Origin of the sequence: Thermovenabulum gondwanense, from assembly GCF_001601575.1 — a bacterium.
Lineage (GTDB): Bacteria > Bacillota > Thermosediminibacteria > Thermosediminibacterales > Thermosediminibacteraceae > Thermovenabulum > Thermovenabulum gondwanense.
The window spans coordinates 70,914-86,449 of sequence record NZ_LOHZ01000030.1; the positions used below are offsets into that span (position 1 = coordinate 70,914).

Genomic DNA, 15,536 nt, shown 5'->3' on the forward strand with positions numbered 1-15,536 from the left:
AAAACTAAAAAATAAAAGCTGCGATTTTTAATATTTTCGCAGCTTTAAAGGCTTTTTTTATTTTTTAATATTTTTATATCAATACCGCACCCGTTGAGGCGGAGGTTACCATCCGGCTGTAGCGGGCTAAATACCCTTCCTTCACCTTAGGTGGTGGGCATACCCAGGATTTTTCCCTCTCCTGAAGTTCTTCCCGGCTCAGCAAAACGTCCAGCCTCCTGCCCTTAATATCTATCCTGATTCTATCTCCGTCTTTGATAAGGGCAATAGGCCCTCCTTCCATGGCTTCGGGAGATACGTGCCCTATGGAAGCTCCCCGGGTGGCCCCGGAGAATCTGCCGTCGGTAATCAGGGCTACATCCTTATCAAGGCCCATCCCCGCTATGGCCGAGGTAGGCGAAAGCATCTCCCTCATTCCGGGACCGCCTTTTGGCCCTTCGTACCTTATTACGACCACATCCCCCTTAATTATTTTACCGTTTAGAATAGCATCAACGGCTTCTTCCTCCGAATCGAATACCTTGGCCGGGCCCTCATGGTAGAGCATCTCGGGAGCCACAGCGGCTTCCTTTACCACAGCTCCATCGGGCGCCAGGTTACCGAAAAGCACCGCAAGGCCGCCCGTCTCCCTGTAAGGATTTTCCACAGTCCTTATGACATCCCCATCCGGAGTCCCGGCCTTTTCTATATTTTCACCTACCGTTTTTCCGGTTACCGTCAATTGGTCTAAGTGAATTAAACCCTTTTTTGAAAGCTCCTTCATAATGGCCGGGATTCCCCCCGCCTCGTGCAGGTCTTCCATTCTGTGCTCACCGCTCGGGCTTATTTTACACAAATTCGGGGTTTTTGCGCTGATTTCGTCGAAGAGCTTAAGGTCTACATCCGCCTTTGCTTCACGGGCAATGGCCAGAAGATGAAGCACCGTATTGGAAGATCCGGCCATGGCCATATCAACGGCAATGGCGTTTTCAAAGGCTTTTTTCGTCATTATATCCCTGGGCTTCACGTCCTTTTTTACCAGTTCCATTACCGCCATCCCCGCTTTTTTGGCAAGGGCTATCCTTGCCCCTTCGTAGGCGGGGATTGTGCCGTTGCCCGGAAGCCCCATACCGAGAGCTTCCACCATACAGTTCATGGAGTTCGCCGTAAAAAGCCCGGCACAGGAACCGCAACCGGGGCACGCGCTTTTTTCTATTTCCTCCAATTCCTCATCGGTTATATCCCCCCGGCTGTATTTCCCAACACTTTCGAAACAAGTGGAGAGGTCTATCTTTTTACCCTTTAGCCTGCCCGCGTACATTGGCCCTCCGCTCACCACAACCGCGGGTATATTAAGCCGGGCCGCGGCCATAAGCATTCCCGGTACAATTTTGTCGCAGTTGGGGATAAGGACGAGCCCATCGAAGGCGTGGGCTATCGCTAAGGCTTCAATGGAATCGGCAATAAGTTCCCTGCTGGCCAGGGGATATTTCATACCCACATGGTTCATGGCAATGCCGTCGCAGATGCCTATTGCGGGCACTTCTACGGGAGTGCCCCCTGCCATCAAAATTCCCGTTTTTACCGCAGAAGCTATCCTGTCTAAATGCACATGGCCGGGAATTATTTCACTTTTGGAGTTTACCACACCGATGATGGGCCTTTCCAGTTCTTCCCCGGTAAATCCCATAGCGTAAAATAGGGACCTGTGGGGTGCCCTCTGAAATCCTTTTTTAACCCTGTCGCTTATCATACTTTAGCCTCCTTTGACTCATTTGTGTCATCTTCGTCCAGAATTCCTTTTTTACCTCTCTGCAGGGCTATAATCCCCGTCCTCACGCTTTCGATAATGGTGTAATGCTTCATCATGTTTAAAAAAGCCTTTATCTTTTCCAGGTCACCGGTTATTTCAATAATTACCGATTCGGGCTCGATATCCACTATTTTCCCCCGGAAGGACTCGGCAATTTGAAAAATTTCCGTCCTGTTTTTATCATCGGTTTTGACCTTAATCAGGGCAAGTTCCCTTTGAACCGAAGCTTTTACGTCCAATTCCACCACCTTTATCACATCCACCAGCTTTTCCACCTGGCTCTTTATCTGATCCAGCTCTCTTTCATCTCCCTCGGCTACAATGGTTATCCTGGATATTTTCGGGTTCTCCGTCTCTTCTCCGGTGAAGCTGGTAATATTAAACCCCCTCCTGGTAAAAAGCCCCGATATCCTGGTTACAACCCCGTATTCATTATGTACCAGCACGGAAAATACGGCTCTTCGCAAAATCTTCACCCCTTTTCCCCGGAAAAATCCTACGCCCGGTTTTTTTAATTTAAATTATTATACCATAAAAATCCTTAAAATTATCAATATTGCATTATTTATTTTGGCAAATTCCCTATTTAAATTTTGATGCATTGACTTTTTAAGATAAAAAATTTACCCGGTAGAGTTATCTACCGGGTAGTTTTTAAGAAAGAGGCTTTTTATACATTTAGTTTTAAATATATCTATATAAATTAATAATTAGCCATCCATATTTAGCAAACCTGTCATTTATATTCGGTAAAACACTACCATTTATGAAAATAATAGAGGTTACATAGATTGAAAAACTGCTAAATTATTTAAACCGTTAGAATATGGGTAAATACTGATCCAATTCCCACTGATGTACCTGAGTTTTATAGGTATCCCACTCTATCAATTTTGCCTTCACAAAGTGCTCGTAAGCATGGGGGCCGAGGGCCTTTTTTATCACTTCATCCTTAGAAAGATACTCCAGTGCTTCCTTTAAAGTGCCGGGAAGGTTTTCTATCCCCTGGGCCAGCCTTTCCGCCGGAGTCATCTCGTAAATATTGTCGAAGGTTTGGGGGCCGGGCTCAATCTTATTTTTAATTCCGTCCAAGCCGGCTGCCAGGATTACCGCCAAAGCCAGGTAGGGATTTGCTGAAGGATCGGGGCTTCTAAGCTCTATCCTGCTGGCATTGCCCCGAGCAGCGGGCACCCGCACGAGAGCGCTCCTGTTCTTACTCGACCAGGAAATGTAAACGGGAGCTTCGTAGCCCGGAACCAACCTTTTATAGGAGTTCACCGTGGGGTTGGTAATTGCGGTAAATCCCTTCACATGGTGCAGTATGCCGCCTATGAAGTATTTTGCTATCTGAGAAAGTCCCGTTTCCCTGTCTTCCGGGTCGTAAAAAGCGTTTACCCCATCCTTGAAAAGGGACATATGAAGGTGCATTCCGGATCCATTTTCACCGAAAATGGGTTTCGGCATGAAAGTGGCGTAAAGCCCGTGTTCCATGGCAATAGCCTTGGTTACAAACTTAAAGGTAACTATGTTATCGGCAGTTCTCAGAGCCGGGGCGTACTTAAAGTCTATTTCGTGCTGTCCCGGAGCTACCTCGTGATGGGCAGCTTCCACTTCAAAGCCCATCTCTTCCAATGCAAGAACAATATCGCGCCGGGCGTTTTCTCCTAAGTCCACGGGAGAAAGGTCGAAATATCCTCCCCTGTCGTTGGTCTTAATGGTGGGTCTGCCATCCTCGCCCAGCTGAAATAGGAAAAATTCCGGTTCGGGTCCAACCTGAAATTCGTAACCCATTGCTTTGGCTTCATCGCAGACCTTTTTAAGAATTGTCCTGGGGCACCCTATAAAGGGTTCCTGATCGGTGGTGTATATGTCGCACATGAGCCTTGCTTCCGCACCCCTCCTGGGCCTCCAGGGGAGAATGCAGAAGGTATCGTAATCGGGCCTTAAGTACATATCCGATTCCTGAATCCGGGTAAAACCCTCGATACTGGAGCCGTCGAACATTATCTTGCCGTCGAGGGCGTCTTCCAGCTGTTCTACGGTAATCGTGACATTTTTAATTATCCCCAGAATGTCCGTGAATTGAAGCCGGATGAACTTTACATCCAGTTCCTGAGCCTTTTTCAAAATATCGCTTTTGGTGTACTTGGGCATAATTTCACTCCTTTTAAAATTTTATTTTATTAGATTCACGGTAAACTCGCCAGCCACTTACTTTAGCATTTCCAGGCTCCCTTTATATCTGCATTTGCTGCATGCCCGCAATCATTTATTTCTTAAACCGCATTTAATACATTTGTTAAGTATAATATCACTCTTATTTTTATGTGTCAACTATTTGTAAGGTTTTATTTTAATATTTTTTTTAATCTATAATAATGTCAGGTTTGTATTGACTCATGCCGGAAGGTTTTGTTAGAATTAAAATTAGGAAAATTTTACGGGAGGAAGGATGCCCTGTGGAAAAGGATGAAAAGGGTTTTTACGGAATTGGGGCTGTGGAGCAAAGAACCGGTTTATCGGCAAGACAGATAAGGTATTACGAAAATTTGGGGCTTATAAAGCCCGAAAGAACCGAGGGCGGCCAGAGAAGATACACCGAAAGGGACGTGCTCTGCCTTTTAAGGATTAAATACCTCAAGGAAAACGGTTTTGATTTAAAATCCATTAAAGAAAAAATTGAAGAATTTGAGAGGGAGCTGTCCTTGGAAAGCCTTGCCAACCTTTCCCCGGCGGAGCTAAAAATCTCATCGCTATACCCTGTTTCCAACCGGGCCATATTAATGAAGCTTTTAGATAAGACAAAGGACGGCAAATAAAATCCATAAAAAATAAAGTCCGGCTCTTCACCGGACTAAAATACTTTTTTGTCTTTTAGATAAGGATTAAGGTTTTGCCTTGCCTTTTCCACATGGTTTATCATGGCCTGTTCCGCTTCCTCGGGATTTCTCTTTGCAAGGGCTTCGTAAATTTTTTTGTGTTCCTCTAAGGTATAGGGTGCCCTTCCTATGCTCTTAATTGACACCAGCCTTGCCCGCTGTATAAAATGGTTAAAGTGAGATAAAACGGATTCTAAGGGTCTGCTCTGGCAGGCTTTGAAAATAAGGTCGTGGAACTGCGTATCCAGCTCCGACGCTTTTTCTATTTCCCCCTTTTGAGTGTAAAATTCCATTAAATCCAGTATATCCTTTAACTCCTTCAGCTGCTCCGGAGTAATTTTCTCGGCTGCCCACCTTGCCGCCAGCCCTTCGATCATTTTTCGTATGGTATATATGTCCTCCACGTCTTTTTCGGTAACACCCTCGACAATTACCCCTTTATTGGGTATGCTGGACACAAGACCTTCCAGTTCTAACTGCCTTATGGCTTCCCTTACCGGAGTCCTGCTCACTCCCAGTTCCCGGGCCACTTTAAGTTCTATAAGGCTTTCTCCCGGTTTATATACTCCGTTTAGAATGGCATTCTTCAGATGCTGATATATCTTATTTCTCAACGAGTACCCGCTCTCCTGTCCCTGCCCTATCATGAAAGCCCTCCTCAAATAAATTAAAAATTCGCGCCCTTTTGGGCAATTTAATTATAACATATGATAAATTTTATTTAAAGCAAATAATAAAAAGGGTGGGAATGCAAAAATGGAAAATAATATTTTCCTTGCAATCTTTGAGAAATTGTTTGAGGCTTACGGACCTCAACACTGGTGGCCTGCCGGAAGCGATTTTGAAACTGTAGTTGGCGCCATACTGACCCAGAGCGTATCCTGGTCCAACGTGGAAAAGGCCATAAAAAATCTCAAGAGGGAAGATCTTCTTTCCCCCAGGGCGTTATCCGAAATTGATGACGAAAAACTTCACGGGCTTATTCGCTCCACAAGGTTTTACAAGCAAAAGGGGGAAAGGCTCAAAAATTTTTGCAGGTATCTTTTGAAAAATTACGACGGCAGTTTATACAGGCTGTTCGATAAAGACGTATATGAACTCCGGGAGGAACTACTGGGATTAAAAGGGCTGGGAGAAGAAACGGTGGACTCCATCATTCTTTACGCCGCAAAAAAGCCGATTTTTGTGGTGGACGCCTACACCAAAAGGATTTTTTGCAGGCTGGGTATAATAACGGAAGATATAGACTACAAAAGTCTCCAGAAATTGTTTATGTCGAATTTACCTTTGGATACTTCCCTGTTTAATGAATACCATGCACTTATTGTAAAGCTCGGAAAGGAAGTCTGCAGGACAAAACCCGGCTGCGGGTTTTGTCCGTTAAGTGATTTATGTAAGGAGGTTAAGAAATGAGACCCATTATTTTTGCCCTTCTCACCGCATTTTTCTGGGGTTTAGCCCCGATATTCGGAAAAATGGGGCTTACCAAATTGCCGCCTTTAGCAGCTCTTTTTATAAGAACCTTCAGCATAAGCATAGCCGTAGGAATCTGCCTTCTGGTCTCGTATATGGGAGGGTACCTGCCGGCCTTTACCTTGGATAAACGCACCCTTATTTTTATCGTTTTAGAGGGGATTTTGGCCTCCTTCTTGGGGCATTTTGCTTATTTTTACGCTTTGAAGGAAGGCAACGTCTCGCTGGTGGTACCATTGAGTGCAACTTACCCTCTATTTGCCCTTTTATTCGGAATTCTCTTTTTAAAGGAATCCCTGGCTTTAAATAAAATAGTCGGAGCCTTAATCGTTATTCTGGGTATCATTGTCATGAGGTTGTAGCCGAGCTTTCAAAACCGGTTTGTTCGGTTTTCATCCTTATAGCGGTAATTTCCCCGATATACATGTGATGGAAATCCCCGTGCGGGTAAAAGGAGGCTTTTATTTCTCCGGGGATTGCATTCCTCTCGATGGATGCTTTATAGATAATTTTGCATTCTATTACTAAATCGCAGTCTTCTATCCCCGGCGAATCAACGGTTTCTCCCGGTAACAGCTTTAAGTTTAATTCCTTTATTTTGTCCACGGACTCACCGGAGAGCGTGCCGCACAGCCTCAGCTCTTTTGAAAGGTCTGCTCTAAGAGGTATGCTCACCGTATAGGAGTCCGCTTTTTCTATTAATTTAAAAGTGTAGCGGGAAGGTCTTACAAAGGCGCAGAATACCTCTTTTTGCCAGAGCACCCCCGTAAATCCCCACCCTATGGTCATGGTATTTACCTTATCCTTTGATTTAACCGTAAGAAAAGCTCCTTTTTTCAGCCCTTCGGCAATATATGAAGAAGCCTCTTTTAAAGTGATCCTTTTAAACATCTTTTATTCCTCCCTTTGTATTATTCTCATTTTTATTAAATTATTGCATAATTTATCCAAATTTTCACCCTGTTTTTATTGACAATACTTATTCTTTTGAATAATATAAATATGGTTTGTATTTTCTGAAAAAAGGGGGGCTCAAAAATCGAAAAAAGAATTATAAAAAACGTGGTCCTGATGTTTCTTGGAAAATCCATTTCCCTGCTGGGAAGTTATCTTTATAATTTTGCCATCAGCCTGTACGTTTTGAAAATGACGGGATCGGGGCTATCCTTTTCATTAAGCCTGGTAGCCGGCACCCTCCCCCGGGTGATTTTTGGCCCCTTTTCCGGAGTTTTTTGCGATAATTTCAGCAGAAAAAAAATAGTGGTATTCTCCGATTTAATAAGTTTTGCTACTTTAACGTTGTTTTACTTTATCTTTGATCCTTCAAAATTAAACCTTTTACTTGTCCTATCGGTCAATTTTATCCTGGCCATCTGCAATATTTTTGAAGACGTCTCCTTCAATGCCTCCATGCCGGCAATCGCCGGAAGGCAGAACCTAACAAGGGTAAATTCTATAAACTCGGGTATAACCTCTCTTTCTTCCATTGCCGGGCCCTTTATCGGCGGTATTATTTTCGGTTTTGTCAATTTAAACTTCTTTATAATGGCAAACGCCCTTTCCTTTCTTCTGGCGGCACTTTTAGAGCTTTTAATAAATTTTAATTTGTTCCCCGAAGAAGCGCCGGAAATTCAAAAAAAGGCTTTAAACCCTGACTTAGTTTTTTCAGAATTAAAGGAGGGCTTTTCTTTTGTAAGGTCCCAGAAAACCATCCTGATTATTTTCTCGGCAGCGGTTTTCATTAATTTCTTTTTCAACTTTGGAATCAATGTCCCCTTCCCTTACATTATAAACAACGTGATAGGCCTTTCCCCTTCGCAATTCGGTATCTTGGAAAGTTTTTTCCCTGCGGGTATGCTTATGGGTTCTTTGGTCCTGGCCCTTTTGCCCGAAAGAAAGAATCTGGCTTTAACCCTGTACATCAGTCTTTTAACCATTAGTGCTTACATATTCATTACCGGCTTTATTGTATTGCCCTTCCTTTTAAGAATTCTTTCAAAAAACTTTTACTTTTTTGCAAACATCTTTTTGATCTTAATTGCGGGTATTTCTTCAAGCTTTGCCAACATTCCCATACTGTCCTTGCTTCAAAAAAATATACCTGCCGATTTAAGGGGAAGGGTTTTCGGGCTTATTTCTTCGATGAGTTCTTTTATGGAGCCGGTGGGAATGTTCCTGGCAGGACTGCTGGTAGATAATGTCCCGGTATACATACTTCCCCTTATATCGGCTGTATTTTTGACCTTGCTAACAAATTACATCTATTCCGGTCTGAGGTCGGAAGCGTAATCAACCTGTGCTTTTTCCGAAAAGCGATTGGCGCCCCATACGCCGATGAGGATTAAAAGGCTTCCCACGGCGTTGTACCAGTAAAAACTCTCATCTCCCCAGATTACTCCCGCAATAATTGAAATTAATGTGGTAAGGTTGCTGAAAACCGAAGAGCGGGAGGTTTCTATTCTTGAGAGCATATAATTTAAAAGAAAATAGGCTACAACCGAGGAAAAAAATCCTAAATAAACCACAGAAAAAACAGCCTTCAAATTAAATAAGGGAAGAAAATACCCTGAGATATTTCCTTTTTTTGTATGATCTATTATAGACACGGCGTTGAAGAAGAACATTCCCACGATCATCATAAAGTAAGTTATCTCCTCGGGAGTGTACTCCTTCGATATTTTTCTTGAAATCACATTGTAAAGCCCGGCGCTCACCACCGCCCCCAGCACAAATACGGTGCCCAGAAGGTTTTTCCCCACTTCCAGCTTCCCCTTCATCAATATCATAAAAGCCATCCCGAAAACGGAAAGAAAAATAAAGAATATTTGTTTTCTGCCGGACCTTTCTCCAAGAATAAAAAAGGCAAAAATCAGGGTTACTACCGGGATCACCGCTATCATCATCCCCGTTTCGGAAGAAGAAGTGAGCTTTACCCCGGTGGTCTCAAAGATGAAGTATAAAATGGGTTCAATAATACTTATCAGAATAAGGGGTAAAATGGATTTCTCCCTTAAGTTCACCTTTACAAAACCGGTTCCCCGGAGTATTAAAAAAACAATAAAAGCAAAGCTGAACCTCAGGGCGAGAAGGTGATAAATATCCATTACTTCCAGCCCTCGCTTTGTAAACAAAAAGGAAAAACCAAAAATCATTGAACAGATCAACCCGGCGATTATCGCCTTTTTTTCTTCTTTCTGCATTATATATTCCTCCTCCGATGCGGCAACCAATGTCACCTATTAAATTTTATGAGCATTGTTAACGGTGGTAGGGCTCTTTTTTTATTATCTTCATCCAGCGGTAAATTTGTTCTAATAAAATAAGCCTCATCATTTGATGAGGAAAGGTAAAATCAGAAAAAGACAAAACCAGATCGGCAGTTTTTTTTATTTCCGAGTAAAGGCCAAAGGAACTACCTATTATAAAGGTGAAGTCGGAAATCCCCATAAGCATGAGTTTTTCCATCTTTGACGCCATGGATTCGGAGGTATGCCTTTCTCCTTCAACCGCCAGGACTATTTTATAGCTATGGGGCTTTAATGCCTTCAATATTCTTTCCCCTTCTTTTTTTAATAAGGCTTCCCTCTCAATAGCGATGGCTTGTGCCGGGGCTTCTTCCTCCATTACCTCAATTGTGTTTATTTTGCAATAGGGCAGGAGCCTTTTTTCATATTCTTTTATTCCTTCCCTCAGGTATCTTTCCTTCACTTTTCCCACAGCAATGATGTGTACGTTCAATTTTTATCCCCTGCCGTTACCTTTCTTATGTCCGCCCTTTCATCATATAAAGCGGCGCTGTTTCCCATCTCCGTAATATTTTCCTCAATAATAATATTCGCATTGCCTTCACTTTCCAGCTCCCATCCGGACTCTACCATCAGTATATCCCTTCTCATGTTTTCCTCGAAAACCGCACGCACCTTTATTTTGCCCTTCTCGTTAAAAACCTCTACTATCTCTCCTTCTAAAATGCCCTTTTCTGCGGCTTCCTCCGGATGTATAAATACTTTCGGGAAGGGATTAATTTTTTCAATGGTTTTTGCCTGCTGGAATTGAGTATGTATCCTGAACCTGGAGTGCATGGAGATCAGATAATAGGGATAATCTTTTTCTTTTGCATAGGGTTTAAGATATAAGGGTAACGGAGATTGGCCGTCCCTTTCAGCCCTTTCCGAATAAAATTCAAATTTGCCGCTGGGTGTCCTGAATTTACCATCCTGCCAGGCTACGTAAGGAGCAAAAGGATGCCTTACGAATCCCCTTTCCTTCAACTCCGCAAAACTCAAGCCTATACCCTGCAAGGGTTTCACAGCCCATTCTAATAAGTTTTCTTTTGTTAAACCATAGAAAGGTCTGAGGTTCAGCCTTTTTGCCAGTTCCAGGAAAATTTCCTCATCGGATCTTACTTCGAAAATGGGGTTTATGACCTTAGGGCAGTAATAGATATAAGGACTCCAGGAGTTTACCTTAACGTTTTCTTCCTCAAAAAAGGTGGTGCAGGGAAGGATGATGTCCGCTTGTTTTGCCGTATCGGTCATAAAAAGGTCAATTACTACAACGGTATCGATGCTTTCAAGGGCTTCTTTCATTAATTTCACATTGGGGGTATTCGCCATAACGTTAGCCCTGTTTATTAGTGCAAATTTTATGGGAGGGTCCTGTGACTTTAATATGTCCCTTGCCAGGGCGGTTTTATTAAAATGCCGCTTAAACCTTACCTCTTCCTCGAATAGTATATTGGAAAACATGTTCCAAAAAATATCGCTTCCGTAGGATACACCTGCTCCATTTTTGCCAATGTTACCGGTCAGGGCTGAAAGCGCATCTATTGCCCTTACGGTGTTTCCCCCACCCCTGTACCTTTGAAGGCCGTATCCCAGCAGGGTGGTTACGGGTTTATTAATGGAATAATAGTTTGCAAGCTCCACAATTTGTTCTTTCGGCAAACCGCAAATCTCTTGCACCGCCGAAAGGGTGTAATCCTTTAAAATTTCTTTAAATTCCTCAAAGCCGTAGCAGAACTTATTTACGTATTCATCGTCAAAGAGGTTTTTTTCCACCAGGAAGGCGCAGGCTCCCAGGGCCAAAGCGGAATCGGTGCCGGGCTTTGGCCTAATTATAAGGCTTGCCATTTTTTCAAGGCCGGTATAAAAGGGATTTACTATAACGAGCTTTGCTCCCTTTTCAATCGCCCTTTTAATGAAATAAAAAGCATTGGGCTGGGTAGAAAGGATATTCCTCCCCCATAGAACCAGGGTTTTTGCGTTTTCAATTTCCGTAAGGTCGTTTTCAGAAAGCCCCCCAAAATCGTATTTTTGTGCAGCTATGCCCGCGCCCCAGCAGAGGGACCCCTCGGTTACTGTAACCCCTCCAAGAGCGTTAAAAAAGCCCCTGTCTATATTTTTCGTAAGGGCTTCGGAGCCTCCCGAAGACTCGTGAAGAATTGCAAGACTCCCGTATTTTTCAATAACCTTTTGCATTCTGTTACATATTTCATCCAGGGCATAATCCCAGGAGGCTTCTTTAAATTCCTCCCCCATTTTTATCAGGGGTTTTTTCAGCCTTTTTTCGCTGTAGACGATTTCCGGGTAACTTTTTGCTTTAATGCAGGTAAAACCCCTCGTCCAGGGGTGGTCTTCGTCCCCCCGTACCTTAACAAGCCTCCCCGATTCATCTACGATTGCCCTCAGAGCGCAGCCTCCCAGGCAGTCCCTCGGACATGCCGTCCTGTAAACCTTCATCGTATTCTCCTCTCCTAAAAGTATTTAAACCTGTAAGCTCAAATCCTTTATTGAGGTTCTCTTCCTATTAAAATTGACACCGACATTTTTTGTTTTCCCCTCAGCAATTCCACCTCGGCAGTCTGTCCGGGTCCTAAAGCGTATAGCATTTTTCTTAAATGTGAAACTTTCGTAAGTTTTTCTCCATTTATACTTAATACTATATCCCCGGGCCTTATTCCTGCTTCCTGCGCAGGGCTGTTTTCATGCACCTTGATTACAAATATGCCTCCATCTACCGGCACCTCTATGTTAAAAAGCCTTGCCATTTCCCTGTCTATACCCTCAATGCCGATGTAGGGCTTTTCAAATCTGCCCGTTTCCTGTATTTTTTTAATTATTGGTTTTGCCAAATTAATGGGTATTGCAAAGCCTATAGCCTCGGCTTCCGTAGCCTTAACCGTATTTATCCCTATAACTTCTCCCTTACCGTTTAAAAGAGGCCCTCCGCTGTTGCCGGGGTTTATTGAAGCATCGGTTTGAATCAAATCCTGAATAAGGGTCATGCTCCTTTTTGTGCCCACCGCTATGGTTCGGTTCAATGCGCTGATTATACCCGCCGTTACGGTTCTTTGAAGGGTAAGACCAAGGGGGTTTCCTATGGCTACAGCCCTGTCCCCCACCACCACCTTGTCCGAATCTCCGAGCTTTGCAGCGGTTAAATTGTCTCCGTCGATTTTGATTACCGCCAAATCCAGTTCCCCGTCCTCATAGATTTTGTTCGCTTTAAATTTTCTCCCATCGTACAGGTAAACCGTGATGCTGTTCGATCCCGTCACCACATGAGCATTGGTAAGTATATAGCCCCTTTCGTCCACCAGTATTCCCGAACCTATAGACTGGCTTTCCACCTTCCTGAAAAAGAAATCATAATCTATATAGGTGGTTACAACACCCACTACGGCCGGAGTGATTTCTCTTGCTATATCCGGGATCGGCATATCTTTGTCGGAAAAAGTCTGAGTCCTGGCAGGTGGTTCGAAAGATTTTTGCCTTTCCCCGTAGATTATCTTGGTTGTAACAAAGGTAGAGGAAACCGCTCCTATTAATGCACTTATCAGGATTATAGCCACAAGGGTTTTTGCATTTTTTACCGTACGTACCCCTCCTCAAAAAACTTTCATGTGGTTTTTTCCTTTATTTCGATAAGTTCGTATTCCCTGCTTCCAAGGCCGAGTTCAAAGGCTGCATCAATTTGAAGCTGGGCATCCTTTCCCGTAACTTTCTTTAAAATATTTTCCCCCTTTTTGACGCTTTTATCCGATGCTTTAGACTGAGGGAGGGGATCCGCACCGTTAATTAAATCCAGCGAGGCCTGTTCCACCGCTACAATGTCGAAGGAAACCAGTACACCCTGATCCTGTATAAGCGGAGTATCGGCCATGGGCATACAATCGCATTCGGGCTGAACTTCGGTAATAAAATTAACGTAGAGTATCCTTCCTTTTTCAAAGGTGGAGATTACCGCATAGGCGGCTTCGGCAAGCCCTTTTTGAAAGGTTTCCTCATCTATAGGCACCTCTAAGGCTTTTTCTTTGCAAACCCTCGCGCACCGGGCACATTTTACACATATGCTTTTATCTATAATGAGATCATCGCCCTCAAACCTTATAGCCTTATGGGGACAGACATTTATACAGCTAAAACATTTAATGCACTTTTCCTTAAGCCAGATCAAATGCTTGTTTTCATAAAAATGAATCCTTCCCCTTTCGCCCCTGCCGCAGTGATCCTTACAGCTTATACCTCCCATACCCAGATTTTTTATAGCTCCTCCGTAGCCGGAGCCGATATGTCCTTTACAGTGGGACACCACTATCATGGCAGGGGCATAATAAATGGCAGAAGCTACGCCCACATCTTTTAATATGGGACCGGATTTTACCCTTATTTGATCCCTGCCGAAAATTCCGTCCGCAAGGATTACCGGAGCCCCTACCGAGAGGTGGTTTATCCCCTCCATATTGGCTACTTCAAGATACTCCAGGCCCGGTATCCTCACCGTGTCGGTAACAAAGGGTTTGCCGCCTGCCGTTTTTACTTTTTCCACAATTTTTCTCAGGAACACAGGCCTTACTATTCTATGGGCACCGTAGGACCCGAAGTGGGTTTTAATGGCTACGTAGTCGTCCTTGTTAATAAACGAGGCAAAGTCTATCCTGTTCAAAATTTCCTCGAATTTTGCCACGAAGCTGTACCTGTAATCGTACTCCTTTGCCCGGGCATCGGCAAAATAGACCACACTTTTCAAAAAAATCCCCCCTTATAATCGCAATATTTTATTTCCCGGGAAATATTTCATCATTATTTTCCAAAAAGGGAACAATTGTCGAAGCATGGGGTACAACATAGGCTTTAAAATCGGACTTAAAATTTTTATATAAATAATTAACCGCATCGTTCAAATCGTGAGCGGGTATCATGCCCATCTCCCTGACCAGTTTTTCTTCCATTGATGAAACCAAAATGATATTTATCTTTTCAAGCCCCAGGGTGAGGATGTAACCTACCGCCCTCGCTATGCTGAAATCTTCCCTCAGGGCTTGCTCTCTTTCTTTCCTGTTACCGTAGCGGATTATAATTTCGTAAAATCCCTCATGGCCTATCCCATCGGGGCATTCCGCCGATAATACTATATAACCTCCATCTTTTGCCGCATTCAGCCAGTTTTCCACAGCTTTCGTTGCCTGATAAAAGTCGATGTCCTTTGGAAATCCGCCGCAGGAAAGGAACAAAACATCCGCTTTAGTTTGAACCCTTGCGCTGAAAAGGGATTCCGCCAGGCCGCACCCTTCATAAAACGCCTCCTTACAGTCACCGGCAACCACCTTTACCAGATTGCCCCCATCGTCCAAAATGACGTTTATTACAAAATCGGGTTTCACCCTGTCGCAGATCTCCTCTAAATCCTCCGCCATGGGATTGCCTTTTATCCTGCCATGGCCTACGCCGGGGTGTATGCCCCCTTTTTCTTCGTCAGGATTCAACATGAGCTTGTGGTTTATCTGTATTGTTTTGTAGCCCGATACCCCCGGGCATATACTTTTTCTTCCCCCGCTGAATCCAGCCATAAAATGATAGCTGATGGCTCCGGTTAATATTATGAAATCGGCATCGAATACCCTCTTATTTATGTATATTTCCGTACCCCTGGAAGTCCTGCCCAAGTACGCCAGATTCCTTTCATCCCGGGCATCGTGGTCTATTATTTTTACCCTGCCGTAAGCGCTTTTGAAAAGCGCCCTAAGCTCTTTTTCTTCGTGCTTTCTGTGGGTTCCCGTGGCGGTGATAATTGTAATATTTTCATCGGGGATTCCAGCCTCGTTCAGTTCGTCCAGCAAAAGGGGAACCACCACATCATTTTTCGCCACCCGGGTGATATCGCTGGCGATAATAACAACCCTCATCCCTTCTTTCACCATTGCTTTCAGGGGTTTTGATTTTATCGGAGATTTCAGGGCTTTTTTTATCTCTTCTTCCTCGTTCGGGATAATATCGAATTTTTTGCCCTCAATCACTCCCAGAATATTTTCTTCTTCAATCTCAAATTCCATTGTCTTTCTACCATAAGGTAAACTAACCACCCTTTTGCCCATAAAAACTCTCCTTTAG

Annotated in this window: 15 protein-coding genes; 4 read left to right on the forward strand and 11 right to left on the reverse strand. The window is 43.7% G+C overall.

The features are described 5' to 3' along the window. Nucleotides 1–73: 73 nt before the first annotated feature. The 3 genes from ilvD to glnA all read right to left on the reverse strand — a co-directional run bounded on the left by ilvD (nucleotide 74) and on the right by glnA (nucleotide 3,946). Entirely contained in the window at nucleotides 74–1,732 is a 1,659-nt protein-coding gene (ilvD, locus tag ATZ99_RS06640) for a dihydroxy-acid dehydratase (protein WP_068748452.1), read from the reverse strand. Further along, entirely contained in the window at nucleotides 1,729–2,259 is a 531-nt protein-coding gene (gene ilvN / locus ATZ99_RS06645) for an acetolactate synthase small subunit (protein WP_068748453.1), read from the reverse strand. The genes ilvD and ilvN overlap by 4 nt, the downstream gene beginning before the upstream one ends. A gap of 352 nt (nucleotides 2,260–2,611) precedes the next feature. Next, nucleotides 2,612–3,946 (reverse strand): type I glutamate--ammonia ligase, encoded by a 1,335-nt coding sequence (gene glnA, locus ATZ99_RS06650; RefSeq protein WP_068748454.1) that lies wholly within the window; start codon nucleotides 3,944–3,946, stop codon nucleotides 2,612–2,614. A 305-nt stretch (nucleotides 3,947–4,251) separates the two neighbouring features. Between glnA and ATZ99_RS06655 the strand changes: the two genes are divergently transcribed. Continuing rightward, nucleotides 4,252–4,611 (forward strand): MerR family transcriptional regulator, encoded by a 360-nt coding sequence (locus ATZ99_RS06655; RefSeq protein ID WP_222927092.1) that lies wholly within the window; start codon nucleotides 4,252–4,254, stop codon nucleotides 4,609–4,611. Nucleotides 4,612–4,646: 35 nt separating this feature from the next. Here ATZ99_RS06655 and ATZ99_RS06660 read toward each other — a convergent pair whose 3' ends face one another. Next, nucleotides 4,647–5,318, reverse strand: coding sequence for a GntR family transcriptional regulator (locus ATZ99_RS06660; RefSeq protein WP_068748456.1), 672 nt, complete (start codon nucleotides 5,316–5,318; stop codon nucleotides 4,647–4,649). A 109-nt stretch (nucleotides 5,319–5,427) separates the two neighbouring features. Here ATZ99_RS06660 and ATZ99_RS06665 point away from each other — a divergent pair, with 109 nt between their 5' ends. Both ATZ99_RS06665 and ATZ99_RS06670 read left to right on the forward strand, forming a co-directional pair. After that, on the forward strand, nucleotides 5,428–6,084 hold the full coding sequence (locus ATZ99_RS06665; RefSeq protein ID WP_068748457.1) for an endonuclease III domain-containing protein: 657 nt from the start codon (nucleotides 5,428–5,430) through the stop codon (nucleotides 6,082–6,084). Continuing rightward, a complete protein-coding gene (locus ATZ99_RS06670; RefSeq protein ID WP_068748458.1) occupies nucleotides 6,081–6,506 on the forward strand; it encodes an EamA family transporter in 426 nt (141 codons plus the stop codon). Before ATZ99_RS06665 ends, ATZ99_RS06670 begins: the two co-directional genes overlap by 4 nt. On the opposite strand, the gene ATZ99_RS06675 is transcribed toward ATZ99_RS06670, so the two are convergent. Beyond that, complete coding sequence (locus tag ATZ99_RS06675) at nucleotides 6,493–7,035, reverse strand: flavin reductase family protein (RefSeq protein ID WP_068748459.1); 543 nt, start codon at nucleotides 7,033–7,035, stop codon at nucleotides 6,493–6,495. The two genes, ATZ99_RS06670 and ATZ99_RS06675, sit on opposite strands and share 14 nt — an antisense overlap. Before the next feature lie 180 nt (nucleotides 7,036–7,215). Between ATZ99_RS06675 and ATZ99_RS06680 the strand changes: the two genes are divergently transcribed. Further along, complete coding sequence (locus tag ATZ99_RS06680; protein WP_157074728.1) at nucleotides 7,216–8,433, forward strand: MFS transporter; 1,218 nt, start codon at nucleotides 7,216–7,218, stop codon at nucleotides 8,431–8,433. On the opposite strand, the gene ATZ99_RS06685 is transcribed toward ATZ99_RS06680, so the two are convergent. Genes ATZ99_RS06685 through ATZ99_RS06710 form a run of 6 tightly spaced genes read right to left on the reverse strand, consistent with a single transcriptional unit; the run spans nucleotide 8,406 to nucleotide 15,520 of the window. Continuing rightward, the gene (locus tag ATZ99_RS06685; protein ID WP_068748461.1) at nucleotides 8,406–9,344 is read right to left on the reverse strand and encodes a DMT family transporter; all 939 of its coding nucleotides are present in this window, start codon (nucleotides 9,342–9,344) and stop codon (nucleotides 8,406–8,408) included. The two genes, ATZ99_RS06680 and ATZ99_RS06685, sit on opposite strands and share 28 nt — an antisense overlap. A gap of 58 nt (nucleotides 9,345–9,402) precedes the next feature. Further along, complete coding sequence (gene rlmH, locus ATZ99_RS06690) at nucleotides 9,403–9,882, reverse strand: 23S rRNA (pseudouridine(1915)-N(3))-methyltransferase RlmH (RefSeq protein WP_068748462.1); 480 nt, start codon at nucleotides 9,880–9,882, stop codon at nucleotides 9,403–9,405. After that, entirely contained in the window at nucleotides 9,879–11,885 is a 2,007-nt protein-coding gene (locus ATZ99_RS06695) for a molybdopterin-containing oxidoreductase family protein (RefSeq protein WP_068748463.1), read from the reverse strand. The genes rlmH and ATZ99_RS06695 overlap by 4 nt, the downstream gene beginning before the upstream one ends. Before the next feature lie 47 nt (nucleotides 11,886–11,932). Beyond that, nucleotides 11,933–12,997, reverse strand: coding sequence for a S1C family serine protease (locus tag ATZ99_RS06700; protein ID WP_068748464.1), 1,065 nt, complete (start codon nucleotides 12,995–12,997; stop codon nucleotides 11,933–11,935). Between the two features lie 47 nt (nucleotides 12,998–13,044). Then, the gene (locus tag ATZ99_RS06705; RefSeq protein WP_245641332.1) at nucleotides 13,045–14,166 is read right to left on the reverse strand and encodes a DUF362 domain-containing protein; all 1,122 of its coding nucleotides are present in this window, start codon (nucleotides 14,164–14,166) and stop codon (nucleotides 13,045–13,047) included. A 37-nt stretch (nucleotides 14,167–14,203) separates the two neighbouring features. After that, nucleotides 14,204–15,520, reverse strand: coding sequence for a nickel-dependent lactate racemase family protein (locus tag ATZ99_RS06710; RefSeq protein ID WP_068748466.1), 1,317 nt, complete (start codon nucleotides 15,518–15,520; stop codon nucleotides 14,204–14,206). Between the last annotated feature and the right edge of the window lie 16 nt (nucleotides 15,521–15,536).

Bases quoted from the DNA above. Each gene is read 5' to 3' on its own strand.
- ATZ99_RS06695 (WP_068748463.1), bottom strand. From the start codon at position 11,885: ATGAAGGTTTACAGGACGGCATGTCCGAGGGACTGCCTGGGAGGCTGC.
- ATZ99_RS06670 (WP_068748458.1), top strand. From the start codon at position 6,081: ATGAGACCCATTATTTTTGCCCTTCTCACCGCATTTTTCTGGGGTTTA.
- ATZ99_RS06665 (WP_068748457.1), top strand. From the start codon at position 5,428: ATGGAAAATAATATTTTCCTTGCAATCTTTGAGAAATTGTTTGAGGCT.
- ATZ99_RS06680 (WP_157074728.1), top strand. From the start codon at position 7,216: ATGTTTCTTGGAAAATCCATTTCCCTGCTGGGAAGTTATCTTTATAAT.
- ATZ99_RS06660 (WP_068748456.1), bottom strand. From the start codon at position 5,318: ATGATAGGGCAGGGACAGGAGAGCGGGTACTCGTTGAGAAATAAGATA.
- glnA (WP_068748454.1), bottom strand. From the start codon at position 3,946: ATGCCCAAGTACACCAAAAGCGATATTTTGAAAAAGGCTCAGGAACTG.
- ATZ99_RS06710 (WP_068748466.1), bottom strand. From the start codon at position 15,520: ATGGGCAAAAGGGTGGTTAGTTTACCTTATGGTAGAAAGACAATGGAA.
- ATZ99_RS06675 (WP_068748459.1), bottom strand. From the start codon at position 7,035: ATGTTTAAAAGGATCACTTTAAAAGAGGCTTCTTCATATATTGCCGAA.
- ATZ99_RS06685 (WP_068748461.1), bottom strand. From the start codon at position 9,344: ATGCAGAAAGAAGAAAAAAAGGCGATAATCGCCGGGTTGATCTGTTCA.
- ilvD (WP_068748452.1), bottom strand. From the start codon at position 1,732: ATGATAAGCGACAGGGTTAAAAAAGGATTTCAGAGGGCACCCCACAGG.